Source organism: Amycolatopsis sp. NPDC049253, assembly GCF_040678995.1.
Taxonomy (GTDB): domain Bacteria; phylum Actinomycetota; class Actinomycetes; order Mycobacteriales; family Pseudonocardiaceae; genus Amycolatopsis.
The window spans coordinates 179,556-195,136 of the sequence record NZ_JBFAQX010000003.1 but is presented as its reverse complement, the minus strand read 5'-3'; the positions used below and the strand labels follow the sequence as shown (position 1 = coordinate 195,136).

At 71.5% G+C, this 15,581-nt stretch carries 15 protein-coding genes; 6 read left to right on the top strand and 9 right to left on the bottom strand.

Annotated elements, in window-relative coordinates; genetic code table 11:
• Window positions 1–53: 53 nt before the first annotated feature.
• Window positions 54–1,220: a low temperature requirement protein A gene (locus AB0K15_RS08445; protein WP_364047201.1), complete on the bottom strand. Its 1,167-nt coding sequence runs from the start codon at window positions 1,218–1,220 to the stop codon at window positions 54–56.
• An 81-nt stretch (window positions 1,221–1,301) separates the two neighbouring features.
• On the opposite strand from AB0K15_RS08445, the gene AB0K15_RS08440 reads away from it, so the two are divergent.
• The 4 genes from AB0K15_RS08440 (at window position 1,302) to AB0K15_RS08425 (ending at window position 5,676) form a co-directional block, all read left to right on the top strand.
• On the top strand, window positions 1,302–2,432 hold the full coding sequence (locus tag AB0K15_RS08440; RefSeq protein ID WP_364047198.1) for a sensor histidine kinase: 1,131 nt from the start codon (window positions 1,302–1,304) through the stop codon (window positions 2,430–2,432).
• Window positions 2,417–3,076, top strand: coding sequence for a response regulator transcription factor (locus AB0K15_RS08435; RefSeq protein WP_266118359.1), 660 nt, complete (start codon window positions 2,417–2,419; stop codon window positions 3,074–3,076). The genes AB0K15_RS08440 and AB0K15_RS08435 overlap by 16 nt, the downstream gene beginning before the upstream one ends.
• 20 nt (window positions 3,077–3,096) lie before the next feature.
• Entirely contained in the window at window positions 3,097–4,059 is a 963-nt protein-coding gene (locus AB0K15_RS08430) for a squalene cyclase (RefSeq protein ID WP_364047194.1), read from the top strand.
• Between the two features lie 228 nt (window positions 4,060–4,287).
• Window positions 4,288–5,676: a hypothetical protein gene (locus AB0K15_RS08425; RefSeq protein ID WP_364047191.1), complete on the top strand. Its 1,389-nt coding sequence runs from the start codon at window positions 4,288–4,290 to the stop codon at window positions 5,674–5,676.
• A 259-nt stretch (window positions 5,677–5,935) separates the two neighbouring features.
• On the opposite strand, the gene AB0K15_RS08420 is transcribed toward AB0K15_RS08425, so the two are convergent.
• The 4 genes from AB0K15_RS08420 to AB0K15_RS08405 are packed head-to-tail and all read right to left on the bottom strand — an operon-like array spanning window position 5,936 to window position 9,972.
• Window positions 5,936–7,138, bottom strand: coding sequence for an amidohydrolase family protein (locus tag AB0K15_RS08420; protein ID WP_364047188.1), 1,203 nt, complete (start codon window positions 7,136–7,138; stop codon window positions 5,936–5,938).
• Complete coding sequence (locus AB0K15_RS08415; RefSeq protein WP_364047185.1) at window positions 7,135–8,568, bottom strand: sodium:solute symporter family protein; 1,434 nt, start codon at window positions 8,566–8,568, stop codon at window positions 7,135–7,137. Before AB0K15_RS08415 ends, AB0K15_RS08420 begins: the two co-directional genes overlap by 4 nt.
• On the bottom strand, window positions 8,568–8,768 hold the full coding sequence (locus AB0K15_RS08410) for a hypothetical protein (protein ID WP_364047182.1): 201 nt from the start codon (window positions 8,766–8,768) through the stop codon (window positions 8,568–8,570). The genes AB0K15_RS08415 and AB0K15_RS08410 overlap by 1 nt, the downstream gene beginning before the upstream one ends.
• A gap of 4 nt (window positions 8,769–8,772) precedes the next feature.
• Window positions 8,773–9,972: a M20 family metallopeptidase gene (locus tag AB0K15_RS08405; protein WP_364047179.1), complete on the bottom strand. Its 1,200-nt coding sequence runs from the start codon at window positions 9,970–9,972 to the stop codon at window positions 8,773–8,775.
• A 121-nt stretch (window positions 9,973–10,093) separates the two neighbouring features.
• On the opposite strand from AB0K15_RS08405, the gene AB0K15_RS08400 reads away from it, so the two are divergent.
• Complete coding sequence (locus AB0K15_RS08400) at window positions 10,094–11,107, top strand: Lrp/AsnC ligand binding domain-containing protein (RefSeq protein WP_364047176.1); 1,014 nt, start codon at window positions 10,094–10,096, stop codon at window positions 11,105–11,107.
• Between the two features lie 128 nt (window positions 11,108–11,235).
• Here AB0K15_RS08400 and AB0K15_RS08395 read toward each other — a convergent pair whose 3' ends face one another.
• The 4 genes from AB0K15_RS08395 to AB0K15_RS08380 all read right to left on the bottom strand — a co-directional run bounded on the left by AB0K15_RS08395 (window position 11,236) and on the right by AB0K15_RS08380 (window position 14,827).
• Window positions 11,236–11,415, bottom strand: coding sequence for a hypothetical protein (locus AB0K15_RS08395; protein WP_364047173.1), 180 nt, complete (start codon window positions 11,413–11,415; stop codon window positions 11,236–11,238).
• 305 nt (window positions 11,416–11,720) lie between these two features.
• Window positions 11,721–13,211, bottom strand: coding sequence for a DUF1996 domain-containing protein (locus AB0K15_RS08390; RefSeq protein ID WP_364047170.1), 1,491 nt, complete (start codon window positions 13,209–13,211; stop codon window positions 11,721–11,723).
• A gap of 241 nt (window positions 13,212–13,452) precedes the next feature.
• The gene (locus AB0K15_RS08385; protein WP_364047167.1) at window positions 13,453–14,202 is read right to left on the bottom strand and encodes a zf-HC2 domain-containing protein; all 750 of its coding nucleotides are present in this window, start codon (window positions 14,200–14,202) and stop codon (window positions 13,453–13,455) included.
• 7 nt (window positions 14,203–14,209) lie between these two features.
• A complete protein-coding gene (locus tag AB0K15_RS08380; protein WP_364047165.1) occupies window positions 14,210–14,827 on the bottom strand; it encodes a sigma-70 family RNA polymerase sigma factor in 618 nt (205 codons plus the stop codon).
• Window positions 14,828–15,128: 301 nt separating this feature from the next.
• Here AB0K15_RS08380 and AB0K15_RS08375 point away from each other — a divergent pair, with 301 nt between their 5' ends.
• Window positions 15,129–15,566 (top strand): hypothetical protein, encoded by a 438-nt coding sequence (locus tag AB0K15_RS08375; protein WP_364047162.1) that lies wholly within the window; start codon window positions 15,129–15,131, stop codon window positions 15,564–15,566.
• Window positions 15,567–15,581: the final 15 nt, after the last annotated feature.

Below are 15,581 nucleotides of genomic sequence, written 5' to 3'. Positions count from 1 at the left end.
CGCCCCTTCACCGCGTCGGCGCCAGGGTGGGAAATCCTTCTCCACCCACGGGTCTACGCGGTCGCCGGCTCCGCGGAACGACGCCGCAGCAACCCCGCGCCCGCCGCCACGACCAGCAGCCACAGGAACACCGCCGGGGCCAGCGTCTGGCCCGCCAGGCCCAGCGCCAGCGGGATCACCAGGCCCGGGATCGCCGTCACCACGGCCCACCGGGCCCCGCGACCCGCCGCCAGCCCCGCGAGAGACCCGATGATCGCGAACGCCGCGATGCTGCCGCACAGGAGCCAGCGCGTGGACGTTTCGAGATGGCCCTCGGAGACGGACTCGACGGCGTCGCCGAGCGCTCCCGCGAACGCGGCCAGCAGACCGGCCACCAGGCAGTGCAGGGGCAGCAGCAGGCGTGGCCCGAGGGCGTCGGCGGCCAGGTAGGGAATGCCGCCGAAGCCCTGGTTGAGCGAAGTGCCCCACAGCGTCGCGAGCAGGGCCAGCGCGGCGATCACCGTCAGGAACACGCTGGAGTGGTTCCACTCGGGGGTGGCGGCCATCGCGTCGGTGACGTTGAGGACGCCTTCGCCGAGCACGATGATCGTGAACAGGCCCAGCCGTTCGCCGAAGTGCACGGTGTCGAGGCGGGCGAGCGTCGGGCGTGGGCGGGGGCCGTCGCGGTGCGCGAGCTTCGCGGTGATGTTGGCGACGAGCCGGTCGCCGGACACCGCGAACGTGATCACCAGGTCGAGCGCCAGCCCCAGCGCCCACAGCCCGTAGCGCCACGGCGAGTCGACCCACAGCGACACCACCCACGGCACCACGCCGAACCCGAGCTGAGCCACCGGCCAGTCGACGATCACGCGCACACCGCCGCGGCGGCTCTCCCACACGCGGTCGGCCAGGGCGCGCACCGCGATGTAGGCGATGGCGAACACCTTCGCGTGCTCGCCGTGGATGCCCTCCACGGACGCGGCCATGAACGCGAGCCCGGCCATCGCCAGCAGCACGGGCATCGTGCGGGCGGCGCCCTTCGCGACGTTGCCGTAGACGGTGAAGCACATCCACGCCGTCCAGAAAGCCAGGAAGCACACCACATACAGTCCGACGTCGCCCCAGGACGTGCTGCCGTGCACCAGGTGCGCCAGCTGCGCGACCCCGGCCACAGCCACCAGGTCGAAGAACAGTTCGAGCCAGGAGGCGTGCCGCTCCTCGCTCTTCTCGATCGTGGTCATGGCCGACAGTATGGCCGCGGCCCGCGGATCTACACCCGAGGGTTGACGACTCCCGCGTACGCCGCCGATATCGTCGGCCGGGTGTCCGACGCACCCGTGAACAGCGCCGACCACCGCGTCCAGCGGCTGGTCTCGGTGCTCATCCTGGTGCTGCTCACATGGCTCGCGGCGAAGTCCGAACCACGCCCCGCGCTGCACGGCCAGGGGCTCGGAGTGCTGCTCGGCCTGCTCGGCGTGCTGCTCGGCGGGGCGCTGCTGATGTACGGCGTGCAGCAGTGGCGGCTGCCGGTGCCGGTCGAGATCGGCTTGTTCCTCCTCGTGCTGGCCAGCTCCGTGACGCTGGTGTGGCTCGAGCCCAACGGCACGGGGTTCTTCGGCGGGTTCCTGCTGGCGGCCACGGCGTCGGCGCGGCTGGCTCCGCGCAGGGGCGGGATCGTCGCCGGCCTGGTCGTGGCGATGCTCGTGGCGGCGAGCCTGTTCGGCGCGCGCCACGAGGCCGTTCCGACGCTGCTGAGCGCGTTCGGCGTGCTGGCGTTCTACCGCCTGGGCGTTTACATGCGGAAGCTGCGTGAACGCACGGAGGAGCTCGAACAGACCCGCGCGGCCCAGGTCCGGGCGGCGGCGCTGGCCGAGCGGCAGCGGCTCGCGCGAGAGATGCACGACGTGCTCGCCCACTCGCTGTCCGGTCTGCTGCTGCACCTCGAAGGAGCCCGGCTGCTGTCCGTCCACAGTGGAGCAGACCCGCGGCTGACCGACACCGTGGAACGCGCCCACCAGCTCGCGCAGAGCGGGCTCGCCGAGGCGCGCCAGGCGATCGGCGCGCTGCGCGGCGAGGACCTGCCGGGCCCGGAGCGGCTGCCGGTGCTGGCGGCGGAGTTCGAACGCGACACCGGGATCCCGTGCGAGGTCACCGTGAGCGGGCAGGCGCCGGAGCTGGCCGCGCAGACGCGGCTGACGCTGTACCGGGTGGCGCAGGAGGCGCTGACCAACGTCCGCAAGCACGCCGACGCCGAGCGCGTGGACCTGCGGCTGAGCTACGAACCGGGCGGCACGCTGCTGACCGTCGAGGATCTCGGCAGCCCGGGCGCGGCACCCGGCGACCACGGTTACGGCGTGAGCGGCATGCGCGAGCGCGCCGAGCTGCTGGGCGGGCAGCTCGAGGCCGCGCCGACCGGCACGGGGTTCCGGGTGAGCCTGTGGGCACCGGCGTGATCCGCGTGCTGGTGGCCGACGACCAGCGCGTGGTGCGCGACGGCCTGTCGATGCTGCTCGGGCTGCTCCCGGGCGTCGAGGTCGTCGGCACGGCGGCCGACGGCGACCAGGCAGCCGAGCTGGCCGGGCAGCTGAAGCCGGACGTCGTGCTGATGGACCTGCGCATGCCGCGCTGCGACGGGATCGAGGCCACGCGCCGCATCCGCGCCCGCGACCACGACGTGCAGGTCGTCGCGCTCACCACGTATGCCGACGACAAGTCCGTGCTCGACGCGTTGCAGGCCGGCGCCCGCGGCTACCTCACGAAAGACGCCGGGGCCGACGACATCCGCCGCGCCCTGGGCCAGGTGACGCGCGGCGCGGCCGTGATCGACCCCGCGGTGCAGCACCACCTCGTGGACGCGCTCACGGCCGGCGCGCCCCGCCCGCCGTCCGCCGAGGCGCCCGACGGCCTGACGCCGCGCGAGGTGGACGTGCTGACGTTGATCGCCGACGGCCTGTCCAACACCGAGATCGCGCACCGGCTCTTCGTCGCCGAAGCCACGGTGAAGAGCCACATCAACCGCATCCTCGGCAAGATCGGCGCGCGCGACCGGGCGCAAGCCGTCGGCTACGCCTATCGCCACGGGCTGACTTCCGGCTGAGGCGGCCGTAGAGTCGGCCCATGGCTGAGGTGCTTCCGTGGCTGCTCGACTCCGACCCCGCGCTGCGCTGGCAGGTCGAACGCGACCTCGCGGGCTCGCCACCCCAGGTCTGGGAGGCGACGCGCGCCCGCGTCGCCACGGAGGGGTTCGGCGCGCGGCTGCTCGCCCTGCAGGACCCGGACGGCCAGTGGGCCGGCGGCGCATACTTCCCCGCCGAGTTCAAGGGCTCGCCCGAAGACGGCCAGCCGTGGACCGCGACCACGTGGTCGCTCAACGCGCTGCGCGACTGGGGTCTCGACGCGTCGGTGCTCAGCGGCACGGCGGAGCTGCTGGAGCGCAACAGCCGGTGGGAGTACGAGAACCTGCCGTACTGGGACGGTGAGGTCGACGCCTGCATCAACTCGTGGACGCTGTCCAACGGCCTGTGGCTGGGCGCGGACGTCCACGGCATCGCCGAGTGGTTCGTCGAGCACCGCCTGCCCGACGGCGGCTGGAACTGCCTCTGGGTCGAGGGAGCCAAGCGCTCGTCCGTCCACTCGACCCTCAACGCGCTGAAGGCCTTGCTGGACCACGAGAAGGCCTGCGGTTCCGCGGACTCCGCCGCTTCTGTCGCCGCCGCCCGCCGTGGCGGCGAGGAGTACCTGTTGTCCCGCAACCTGTTCCGGCGGCTGTCGACGGGTGAGCCGATCGCGCCGTGGGTTCGGTTCTTCAGCTACCCGTTCCGCTGGTTCTACAACATCCTCAACGCCGCGGACTACTTCCGCGCCGCCGCGCTGGCCGACGGCACCGCCCCGGATCCGCGGATGGCCGAAGCCGTCGAGATCATCCGCGCGGAACGACAGCCCGACGGAACGTGGCTGCAGGCCCGGCGCCACCCCGGTGAGGTCTGGTTCGAGATCGACGCACCGGCGGGGGAACCGTCGAAGTGGCTCACCTTCCACGCGCTGCGGGTGCTCGACTGGTGGGACTCTCACGCACGCTGAGGAGAGGGGACGGTCCTTCGGCCCAGGCAAACCCGGCCACCGCGGCGTTGGGGCTCAGTGCCCTCGGCGCCCGACTCCGAGCTGCGCGCGAAGGTCCCGCCGCGGTGCGGGCGGCGGTGACGTTCGGCCGGTGATCGTTCACTCGTGCGGGTGCGAGGTCGCGTCCGCCCCTGCCGCGCCCGGCTGGGCGGTGTAGGCCTGAGGAGGTCGCCGCCGAGGGGAGTGGGCATGAAGCTGGGTCGGGCGCTCGTGCTGGCCGTGGTCGTCGCTGTTCCGCTCGCCGCACCGGCCGTGGCCACGCCGCCGAACGCCGCGACGGCAGAGGTCGCGCAGGCCGTGCGCGCGGGCACGCTGGGTGAGGACCACGGCGTCGCGGACTCGTGCACCGGCGTCGTGCAGGGGCACCAGGTGGATCTCGGCTGCCTGACGAACGTGGTCACGCGCGACAAGGCCTCGGCCGATCCCCTCACCACGCCCGCGCCGGCCGGGTTCTCGCCCGCCGACCTGGCGCGGGCCTACCACTTGCCGGACGCGAAGACCGGCGAGCGCGGCATGGTGACGATCGTGGGCATCGGCGCGTACCCGACGCTGGAGGCCGACCTCACGACGTACCGCGATCAGTTCGGCCTACCCGAGTGCACGACGGCCAACGGCTGCCTCAAGATCACCGACTACCACGGCGGTCCGCCACTCAAGCCCGTCGACGGGCTCGGCGAGATCGAGGAGGCCTACGCCACAGAGACCGCGCTCGACGTCGACCTCGCCTCCGCCGCGTGCCCGATGTGCCGCATCACGATGGTCCAGATCCCGATGGACGTCGGGCGCCTGCTCAACGCCGTGCTGCTGCAGCTGCCCGGCCAGCTCGCCGACGACTTCGGCACGGCCGTCGGCTACGCGGCGAGCCTGCGTTCGAGCGCCGTGAGCATGAGCTACGGCGTGCCCACCGGCCTGCAGGGCGACTACCTCGGCACCGGCGCGCCCGCCGTGGCGCTGCACCACCCGGGCATGGCCGTGGTCGCCGCGTCCGGTGACAAGGGGTATCTCGGCGGGCCGCAGCTGTGGCCGCAGGAACTGCCGTGGGTCACGTCGGTGGGCGGCACGTCGCTCAGCGGCTCCGGCGGCTCGTTCGTGCAGAAAGCCTGGGGCAGCCTGTTCACCCCGCACGGCGAGCAGCAGCGCTGGGTCGGTGCCGGCAGTGGGTGCGCGCTCGACCTCGGACCCGCGCAAGGCCAGCCGGCCGCCATCGCCGCCAACTGCTCGGGCCACCGCGCGGGCTCCGACGTCTCCGCGGTCGCCGACCCGCTCACCGGCGTCGCCGTCTACCGCTCCTACGCGCCCCACGGCGGCAAAGCCGGCTGGCTCGTCGTCGGCGGCACCAGCGCCGCCTCGCCCTTCGTCGCCGGCCTCTACGCCCGCGCCGGCCGGCTGTCCGGTGTGGACGGTCCGAACACCTTGTACAGCGCCCCTCCCGGCACCATCGCCGACGTCTCCTCCGGCTCCAACGCCCAGCACGGCCCCGCCGACTGCGCGCAGTTCAAACCCGTCGTCTGCTCCGCCGGCCCGGGCTGGGACGGCCCGACCGGCCTCGGGGTACCGGTGGGGCTGGGCGCTTTCTAGGCCACGAGCCTGCCGCGGATCGCCGCGAGGGCGGCACCTTCGACGCCGGCGTCGAAGAGGTACCGCTCGGCGTCGAGGACGGTCAGGAGCAGCTGTCGTGGTGGTCGTGGCGCGCGGCGATGGCGGCGGCCTCGCCCCGGCGAGAGCCGGCAGCAGACGAGCGACGAGACCGACCGGCGCCACAGTGGAACACGACCCGGCCCATCGGCCGAGCATGGCTCGCGTGGTGCTCCGCCAGGGCCGGAGCACCACGCGAGCCTCACACCGCCCGCACCCCGTCCTGCCAGACCTCGCGGACGTTGGCCGCCAGGTCGGCGAAGTCGTACGGATCCCCGGCCACCACCACGACATCCGCACGATGACCCGGAGCGAGCCGGCCCAGGTCACCCTCCATGCCGAGCAGCCGGGCGGCCGACGACGTGGTCGCCACGAGCACGTCGGCCGGGCTCATGCCGCACGAGCGCATCAGCTCCAGCTCCTCCAGGTTCGTCCCGTGGGGACCCACCCCGCTGTCCGTCCCCATCGCGATCCGCACGCCCGCGGCGACCGCCCGGCGCACCGAATCCGCGTGGACCTCCGCGACCTCCTTCGCCTTCTGCACCACCGCGTCCGGCAGCGAAGCACCCGCCGCGGCCGCCCTGATGACGTTCACCGGCGCCACCAAGGTCGGCACCAGCCAGGTGCCGCGGGCCAGCATGAGCTCGATGGCCTCGTCGTCGAGGTAGATGCCGTGCTCGATGGAGCGGATGCCGGCGCGCACGGCGTTCTTGATGCCCTCCGCGCCCTGGGCGTGGGCCATCACGGCGCGGCCCTGCATCTGGGCCTCGGTGACGAGGACGTCGAGCTCCTCCAGCGTGAACTGCGAGTGCCGCGGGTCGTCGCGGGGCGACAGGACGCCGCCGGTGGTGCAGACCTTCAGCACGTCGGCGCCGGCCCGCAACAGCGTCCGCGCGACGCGGCGCATCTCGTCCGGGCCGTCGGCCGTCGCGTCGGGGCGGCCGGGGTGCGGCAGCGAAAGCGGAACGCAGTGGCCCGAGGGCATCCAGCCGTCGCCGTGGCCGCCGGTGGGACTGATCAGGCCGATCGCGATCTCCAGCCGCGGCCCGGGGATGAGCCCGTCGGCCACGGCCTGCTTGATGCCTAGGTCGGCGCCGGCCGCGTCGCGCACGGTCGTGATCCCGAGCTTGAGCGTGGTCCAGAGGTTGCGGGCGGCCTCGTAGAACTGGTACGAGAACGGCTTCTGCACGCGCGGCAGCAACCCGAGGTCCGACACCGTCACGTGCACGTGGCAGTCGAACAGGCCGGGCAGCAGCGTCGCGCCGGTGCAGTCGACGGACCGGTCACCGTCGAGGCCGGTGCCGACCTCGACGATCCGGCCGTCCTCCACCGCCACATCGGCCGGGGCCGGGGCGCTGCCGGTGCCGTCGAACACCGAGCCGCCGCTGAACACCGTGCGGGTCATACCGGTTCTCCTGTCTTCACGGGGACACCGGGCCGCGGCACGGCCCGCTCGATGCCGGCGGCCACGGCGAGCACCACGACGTTGGCCGCGAGCCCGATCAGGCCGACGTTCACGGTGCCGGCGAACTTCGTGTCGAAGAAGGTCAGCCAGATGACCACGATCTCGCCGACGACCAGCCCGGCGAGCACCGGGCCCTTGCCGACCGGCACCTTCTTGAGGAAGCCCAGCAGGTTCGCCGGCGCGAGCTGCACCGAGCCGGAGTACGTGAGGAGCAGCAGGTTCGCGAGCAGATCGGGCCGGAAGATGCCGAGCACCAACGCGAGAGCGCTCGCGAGGACGACCGTGCCGTGGTTGATCCAGAACTGCTTGCGCTCCCCGCGCACCCGCGCGATGTTGCGGGCCACCAGCGACGAGATCCCGATGAGGATGCCGGCGGCGGGCACCATCGCGGTGGCCGTGGCCGCCACGACGACCAGCCCCGTGACCCAGCCCGGCAGTGCGTCCTTGCTCAGGGTCAGGAGCACGCCGTTGGGGTCGCTGGTCTTGTCCACCACGAGGATCGCGGCGAACCCGATGATCATCGGCAGCAACAGGCACAGCTCGTAGATCGGCATCCACGTGTAGTTGCGCCGCAGCACCTTCGGGTCGCGGGCGGCCATCAGGGCGGGCCACGAGTGCGGCAGCGTCATGAGCCCGACGCCGATCGCGCTCACGAGCATGCTGGTGATGAACCACGTGTGGTCGTTGGCGCCGGCGTGGACGAAGAGCTTCTCCGGGTGCAGCTGCTCGATCTTGTGGAACACGCCCGAAATGCCGCCGGCGAAGTGCGCGGGCACCGCGATGATCAGCACCACGAGGACCACGAGCATGATCGCGTCCTTGAAGTACGACGTCGCGGCCACGCCCCGCAGCCCGGCCCACAGCACGAACGCGACGATCAGCACGCTGCCGAGGACCATGCTCAGGTTGCCCGACGCCGCGTCGCCGGTCACGAGCCGCACGATCAGGCCGAGCCCGGTGATCTGCAGCTGCAGGTAGGGCAGCACGAAGATCACGCCGAGCACGGCGGAGAGCGTGCCGAGGAACTTGCTGGAGAAGCGGTCCTCGAGAAAATCGCCCTGCGTGAGGTACCCGCGCTCCTTGCCCATCCGCCACAGGCGTTTGGCCAGGAAGAACAGGACCACGTAGGCGATCGGCACGTACGGCAGCGCGTACATCGCCGCGACGCCACCGGAGAACGCGAGCCCCGCCATGCCGAGGAAGGTGAAGGTGGTGAACACCTCGCCGGCCTGCAGGAACCACATCGTGAGCGCGCCGAACTTGCGGCCGCCGACGGTCCACTCGCTCAGATCCGCCGCGGGCTTGCGCCGCCCGACGAAGCCGAGCACGCCGATGAGGACGATGCCGACGAGGGTGAAAGCCAGGATCATCAGTCCTCACCCGCCCCCGCGCGCGCCATCATGCGTTCGCTCAGCAGCAGGGCCGGGGTGAACATGAGGCACCAGAAGGCGCCCCACACCAGCATTTTCGGCAGGCCGAGCCACAGCCCGGTGGAGTTGACGAACGGCAGGAACGGCATGAGGACCAGCGCGATCACCGGGATGATCGGCGGGAGGTGGTAGCTGCGCATGTGATCACGCTGCCAGGAGCGCGAGCTGCCGGCACGCCAGCTCGGCCAGGAGGGTCGCGCCGTCGGCGAGCACCGAGTCGTCGAACGCGGCGCGCGGCGAGTGGTTGTTGGGCGCGCCGACCGGATCGTCCGAGCGCGAAGCGCCGAGGAACACGAACGCGCCCGGCACCTTCCCGAGCACCCGGGAGAAGTCCTCCGACCCCGTCATCGGCTCTTCCAGCAGTTCGAACCGTTCCTCGCCGAAGACCTCGCGCACGGTGCCGGCGATGAACTCGTGGCCGGAGTCGTGGTTCACCAGCACGGGGTACTCGGCGTCGTAGGTGATCTCGACGTCCAGGCCGTGCGCGGCGGCGATGCCCTCGCACACGCGCACGACCTGCGTGCGGATGCGCTCGCGCACCTCCGGGTCGAACGAGCGCACGGTCGCCTCGAACACCGCGTCGTCCGGGATCACGTTGCGCCGGGTGCCGGCGTGGAAGCTGCCGACGGTGAGCACCACCGGCTCGAACGCGCCGAACGCCCGGGTCATGCGCGTCTGCAGAGCGGTGACCATCTCGCACGCGGCCGGGATGGGGTCGCGCGAAGCCTCCGGCGCCGAACCGTGGCCACCGGCGCCGACCACACGCACCTTCACCGCGTCGGACGCGGCCATGAGCGGCCCGGGCCGGCAGGTGAACAGGCCCCGCGCGTGGCGCGAAGACGAAACGTGCAGCCCGTAGGCGGCGTCGACCTGACGGCCGGACGCGGTGAGCACACCCTCGTCGATCATGTAGCTCGCGCCGTCGCAACCTTCTTCGCCGGGCTGGAACATGAACACCACGTCGCCGGCCAGCTGGTCGCGGCGGCAGACGAGCAGCTGCGCGGCGCCGACGAGCCCGGCCGTGTGCAGGTCGTGGCCGCAGGCGTGCATCGCGCCGTCGATCTCGGAGGAGAACTCCTCACCGGAGGCTTCCGTGACGGGCAGCGCGTCCATGTCGCCGCGCAGCAGCACGGTGCCGCCGGGTCCGCCGCCGCCACGCAGCACGGCGGTCACGGAGGACAGGTCGCGGCCGAGGCTGATCTCGAGACCGAGGCCGTCGAGGGCCTGGAGCACTTTTTCCTGGGTGCGGGGCAGGTCGAGGCCGATCTCGGGGGTGCGGTGCAGTGATCGGCGGAGCGCGACGAGGTCGGGGTGCAGGGCTGCGGAGTCGGAGCGCAAGGACATGGGTCTCCCTCGCTGGAACATCGACATATGCTGGCCCGAAGATCATGCGAGTGTCGAACGCTCCTGCCGGCCGGATCGCAGGAATCCGCCAAATCGGCGCCGCTCGGACGAAGGATCGGCCATGTTGAGCGAGAGCGACCTCAAACTCCTCGACGCGCTGCAAACCCGGCCGCGCGCGACGTGGGCCGTGCTCGGCCAGGCGCTGGGCATCGGCGCCGTGACCGCCGCGCGCCGGTGGGAGGCGTTGGTGGCGCGCGGGCAGGCGTGGCTCACCGCGTACCCCGGCGGCGAGCTGGTGGCGCAGCTGGCGCTGGCGTTCGTGGAGATCGACTGTGCGCCGGGTTCGGCTTTGGCGGTGGCCCAGCGCCTCGCCGCCGACCCGCACGTGGCGACGGTCGAGTACCTGGCCGGGCACTGCGACCTGCACATCCACCTGGTGGCGCCCACGCTCCGCGCGATCTCCGACTACGTCCTGCACAGCTTGTCGGCACTGCCGGGTGTCACGGGGACGCGCACGGTGGTGTCGCCGCGGCTGTTCACCGAGGGCAGCCGGTGGCGCGTCCGCGCGATCTCACCCGGTGAGCGGGAGGCTTTGGTGTCGCCTGCGGCGCGGACGTCCGGCCCCTTGCGCTTCGGCGAACTGGACCAGGCGCTGATCCTGGCTCTCGGCGAGGACGCCCGGGCGTCGGCCGCTTCGCTGGCGGTGGCGTTGGGCGTGGGCGCGAGCACCGTCCGGCGCCGCCTCGACGCCCTGCTGGCCCGCGGCGCCGTCCGGCTGCGCTGCGAGATAGCGCGGCCCCTGTCCCCCGCGCCCGTCACGGCGATGCTCTGGCTGCGGGTGCCGCCCGACAAGCTCGAGACGACCGCGCGCTCGCTCGCGATGCTGCCGGAGGTGCGCATGTGCGCCGCCCTCAGCGGAGCGGCGAATCTGATGCTGGTGGTCTGGCTGGGTTCGCAGCACGACTTGCTGCCCCTGGAAGGGGCCCTGGCGGCCAAGCTGCCGTGGCTGGAGATCGTCGACCGCGCCGTGACGCTGCGCGGGATCAAGCTTATGGGCCACCTGCTCGACGACGAGGGCCTCGCCGTCGGCCACCTCCCCTTGGACTTCTGGTCCCCCGTGACGAGAAACCCTTGACCGGTCCGGCGGGTGCGGGGGGATGTGGGAGGGAAGCGCCCGCCGGACCGGCAAGGAACCCGACCCGGCGAGTGGGGGGTGGGTGAAGGAGAGGGAACCTCGCCGAATCGGAGCTTTTTGTGGGTGGGTCAGCCGGTTTCCGAGGGGGACATCGGGGGCAGCGGCAACACGCCGGAGAACCGTCCGGAACCCGCCGCCCGTCCGCCTCCGTCACGCCACGGCAGCTCGGCAGCGCAGTCGCGCGCCGCACCACCCGGGTCCTCGCGACCGTCCCGGTGGAGATCCTCGTCGTGGTAAGGGAAATTCATGATTGCTCCTGGGTCTTTCGGTGGTCCGGCGAGGCCAGCGGTGCCCGCGCGGGGCCCGAGCGAGGCACCACACCGCGCCGCCGGTCCGGGCGGCCGAAGCGCAGGACCCGGGTTCCCACCAGACGGCGGCCGCGACGGGCTGTGAACTCCGCGAGGCTCGGGGAAATCCGCATCGAAACTCCTTCAGTCACCTGGTCGAAACCCACCGGCCGGCGTCGCCGGTGCGGTGAGGGGGCGGGGTGGGGGCGGCCCGGGTCCCAGCGGTGTCCGAGCGAGACACCGCCCCGAGCCGCCCTCTCCCCTGGTCATTCCTTGCAGCGCTTGCCCGTGTTGATGCAGGAGACCACGCGGTTCATCTGGGACTGCGTCATGACGTTGGCGAAGTCGTCGTGGTCCGAACGGGGGTTGTGCTTCTCCTCGGGGAACGCGTCCACTTTGTACTGGCCCTTGACCTGCACGTCGTGCGGGATGTTGTAGACCAGCGTGATCTTCAGCTGCGGCACGGCCTTGAAGCCGCGCTTGCAGTTTCCGTTCGCATCGGAGAAGACGATGTGGGTGCGGTGGTTGGCGCTGTCGATGTTCTTGCCGTCCCAGCAGTTCGGGAAGGCGTGGATGCGCTCGACCTTGCTGCCCTCGGGACAGATCGGGTAGTGGTCGGTCAGCCGGTCCTCGAAGCCGGAACACGTCCAGCTCGCGCGGGCGTTGGCCGGACCGTTGGCGCCTTCCTTCGCGTCACCGTAGAGCACCCGCAGGAACCGCGGCATCGCCACGACCCGGCGCGCGCCGCCGCTGCCGAAGGACAGCGTCGCGGACACCACGCGCTGGATCTCGCCGTCGTTGCCGGCGACCTCGTTCTGGTCGTTCACGCCCGGCAGCTCGGCGGTCGCACCGTTGTCCTGCTTCTGCTTCTCCTCCGTGGCGCTCTCGCCGGCGGCGGGGTCGCTGTTGTCTCCACCGTTGTCGAGACCCGTGTCGTCCTGGTCCTGCACCGCGCAGCCGGCCAGCGCGGCCGGGTCCTCCGGCTTCACACCCTGTGCGGTCATCGTGTCCGAGATCTTCTTCAGCGACGCGGACCGCTTGCCCTTCAACGAGCTCAGCACCGAGTCGGCGTCCTGCCCGGCCTCGACCTGCTTGTCGGCCTGGTCGACCTGCGCGTCCATCGCGTCGAGCTCGGTGTTCACCGCGTCCATCGCCGCGTCGGGCACGTCGGGCAGCTCGCTGACCACGTCGGGGCACTCGACCTGCGGCCCGGCGGCGTCCTTGGCCGCGTCGGCGCGGTCCGCGGCCACGTCCTCACCGTCGGCCGGGGCGGCGGCTTCGGAAGACGCCGGGGCTTCTTCCTCTTCGTCGTCGGTGTCGATGCGGACGACCGGCCAGAAGTAGGTGGACTTGTCGCCGTTCTTGCACGTCGTGCCGGCACGGGCGAGGCTGCGGTTGGTCGAGTCGGCGTTGGTGGAGAGGTTGCCGACGTAGTCGTGCAGGTGCTGGGCGCCGTTGCGCACCCCCGGCTGCGCGATGAAGTTGTCGGGGTTGAAGTGGCCGTTCTCGTTGCGTCCACAGTCGACGGTGAACGTGCCGCGCGCGCCGCGGTTCTGCGCCCGGCTCACGTTCGAGCCCTTCGGGACCTTGGTGATGTCCAGGAAGAACGACTTGTCGGCCGGGTCGGCGCCGGCGCGGTCGGGCTGGCCGGACGTCGCGTTCACGGCCAGCGCGCCGACCGCGAGGGCCAGGCCGAGCGCACCGGTGACGATCGTGACGCGCTTCGCCGACCGGTGCCGGGGATGGTTCCTGGTCATGGTGTTGTGCTCACCTCGTTCGATCCTCCGGGCGCGCCGAACTACGGCCGCGGCCCGGGTGTGAACTACTTGGAGTCGAGACGCTCGGCAGCACGGATGCGGGGGAATCCGGTGCCGGCACTGGGGAATACGGACGGGGAGGCGAAGTGGTTCAAAAAGAAATTGCCGCGTTATCCGCACGTGATCGGCAGGTCCGCCCAGTAGTTCCACAAAGGACAGAGCATTTCCCCGGCGGGGAGAGTCAGCGGTCGACGACCACGAGCAGCGTGCCGTCGTCGGCCCGGACCTCGAACCGCGTGATCTCGTCGGCGGACATCGACGTGCCGCCCGTCACGTGCAGCGGATCGGGCGAGCCCGGGATCCCGTAGCCCTTCGCGGGCACGGACCAGCCCGTGACCGTGCGGATGTCGCCGGCCGAGGAGATGGCGAGCAGCTGGCAGTTCGTCGGTCCCACGACCCCGCTCAGCTCGAGGTCCACGGAGCTGCCCCACTCGCGCGGGGTCACGGTCACCCGCGCGGTCACGGCCGAAGCGCCCTGACCCGACGACGTGCCACCACCGGGCGCGGACAGCGAGGAGGACGGCGCCGGCGGAACCGACGTCGGCGCGGCCAGGCTCACGGAGGGACCGGCGGCGTCGGCGGGGCGCACCGCGAGCGTCACGAGCGGACCCGCCACCACGAGCGCGGCCGCGGCCGCCGCGGCGACGAGCCCGAGGCGCCGGCGCCGCTTGCGCTTCACCGTCGCCTCGGCCATCAGCGCCCGCAGCACGCGCGGGCCGGGCGCCAGCGTGCGCCCCGGCGTGACCGGTACCGGTGGCTCCGGCCAGTTCTTCTTCACCAGGTCGAGCACGTCGGGCAGCTGGTGCAGCTCGACGAGGTCGAGCTGGCAGTGCGGGCAGTCGAGCAGGTGTTCCTCGAACCGCGTGTTGTCGGCTTCACTGAGCACGCCGAGCACATACGCGGCGAGGTCGGTGTGCGGGGACCCGGCCACCGTCAGCTCACCCCCGCTCGCGCATGGCCTTCCGCAGGGCGCGGACGGCATGGTGGATTCGCGATTTGACGGTGCCGGGCGGCACCCCCAGAGTGGCGGCGACCTCGTTCACGGTCCGGTCGGCCAGGTACGTCTGCTGCACGGCCTCCCGGTGCTCGGGCGAAAGCCCTTGCAGCGCCTCGTAGAGGATCATGGCCGCCACGGTCTTGTCCGACTCGTCGGACACGAACACGGCGTCGGACTCGATCTCCTCGAGCTCCTGCGGACGGACACTGCGGCTGCGCCAGCCGTCGATGACGATGCGCCGAGCGACGGTGAACAGCCACGCGCGCAGCATCGCCGGCCTCCGGTCGAGCTTGTCGGCATTGCGCCACGCCTTGATCAACGTCTCCTGCACCACGTCCTCCGCCCACTGCCGGTCGTGGCCGGTCAGGCGCAGCGCGAAGCCCATCAAGGCTCCGCCGAACTCTTGGTACAACGCTTTGGCCAGGTCGTCATGAACTCCGGGGGTTTCGGTTTCATGATCGTCCGTCGGGCTCAGCGTTCGATTGTGCCGTCCCACGCGGGACATCTTTGTGGCAACGACACCATTTCGTCCAGTACCAAATTCACGGGCTTTGGTCACGAAAGTTTTTTGAACCGTGTCGAACCCGTGTCCGTATCCACCGTCGAAGACCCCCGACAAAGCGTCGTTCCCCCGCGACGCGCCGCATTCACCCTGGGCTTACTGTCCACAGTGGATCAACTGCGCCCTTTTCCCGTCGTTCCCCCGCGACGGTGCGCAGTTCCGCCCCCTGGAGGAAGCCGTGAACCGCTTGTTCCGCACAGCGGCACCGCCCGCTGTGTGCCTGGCCGCATTCACAGTATTGACCGCATGTCAGTCCGGAACCGCTCCCGGTGGCTATTCTTCGAGCGCAGCGGGCTCGATGACCATGCCGATGGAGATGCCCGCCGACCAGACCGACCCGGCGAAAGCCGCCTTGCGTGCCGCGCGCGCGTTCGACCTCGGTCCGGTCGTCGTGGACGGAAGCGGTTTCGCCGTCTACCGCTACGACCGCGACAGCGCCAAGCCGTCACGGTCCCGCTGCACCGACGACTGCGCGCAGAAGTGGCTGCCCGTGCGCGCGAGTGGTGACGTGAAGCTCACCGGCATCGACCGTGACCTTGTGGGAAGCGTCACGCGTCCCGACGGCACGGATCAGGTCACCCTCGCCGGCTGGCCGCTCTACCGCTTCACCGGCGACGAAATGCCGGGTCAGACCTCCGGGCAGGGCGCCGACCGCGCGTGGTTCCCGCTGTCGCCCGATGGCCGCAAGATCGAGACCACCACCGATACCTGGCGGACCGATGCGTTCCGGATCTGAGCTCGCCCGAAGGTT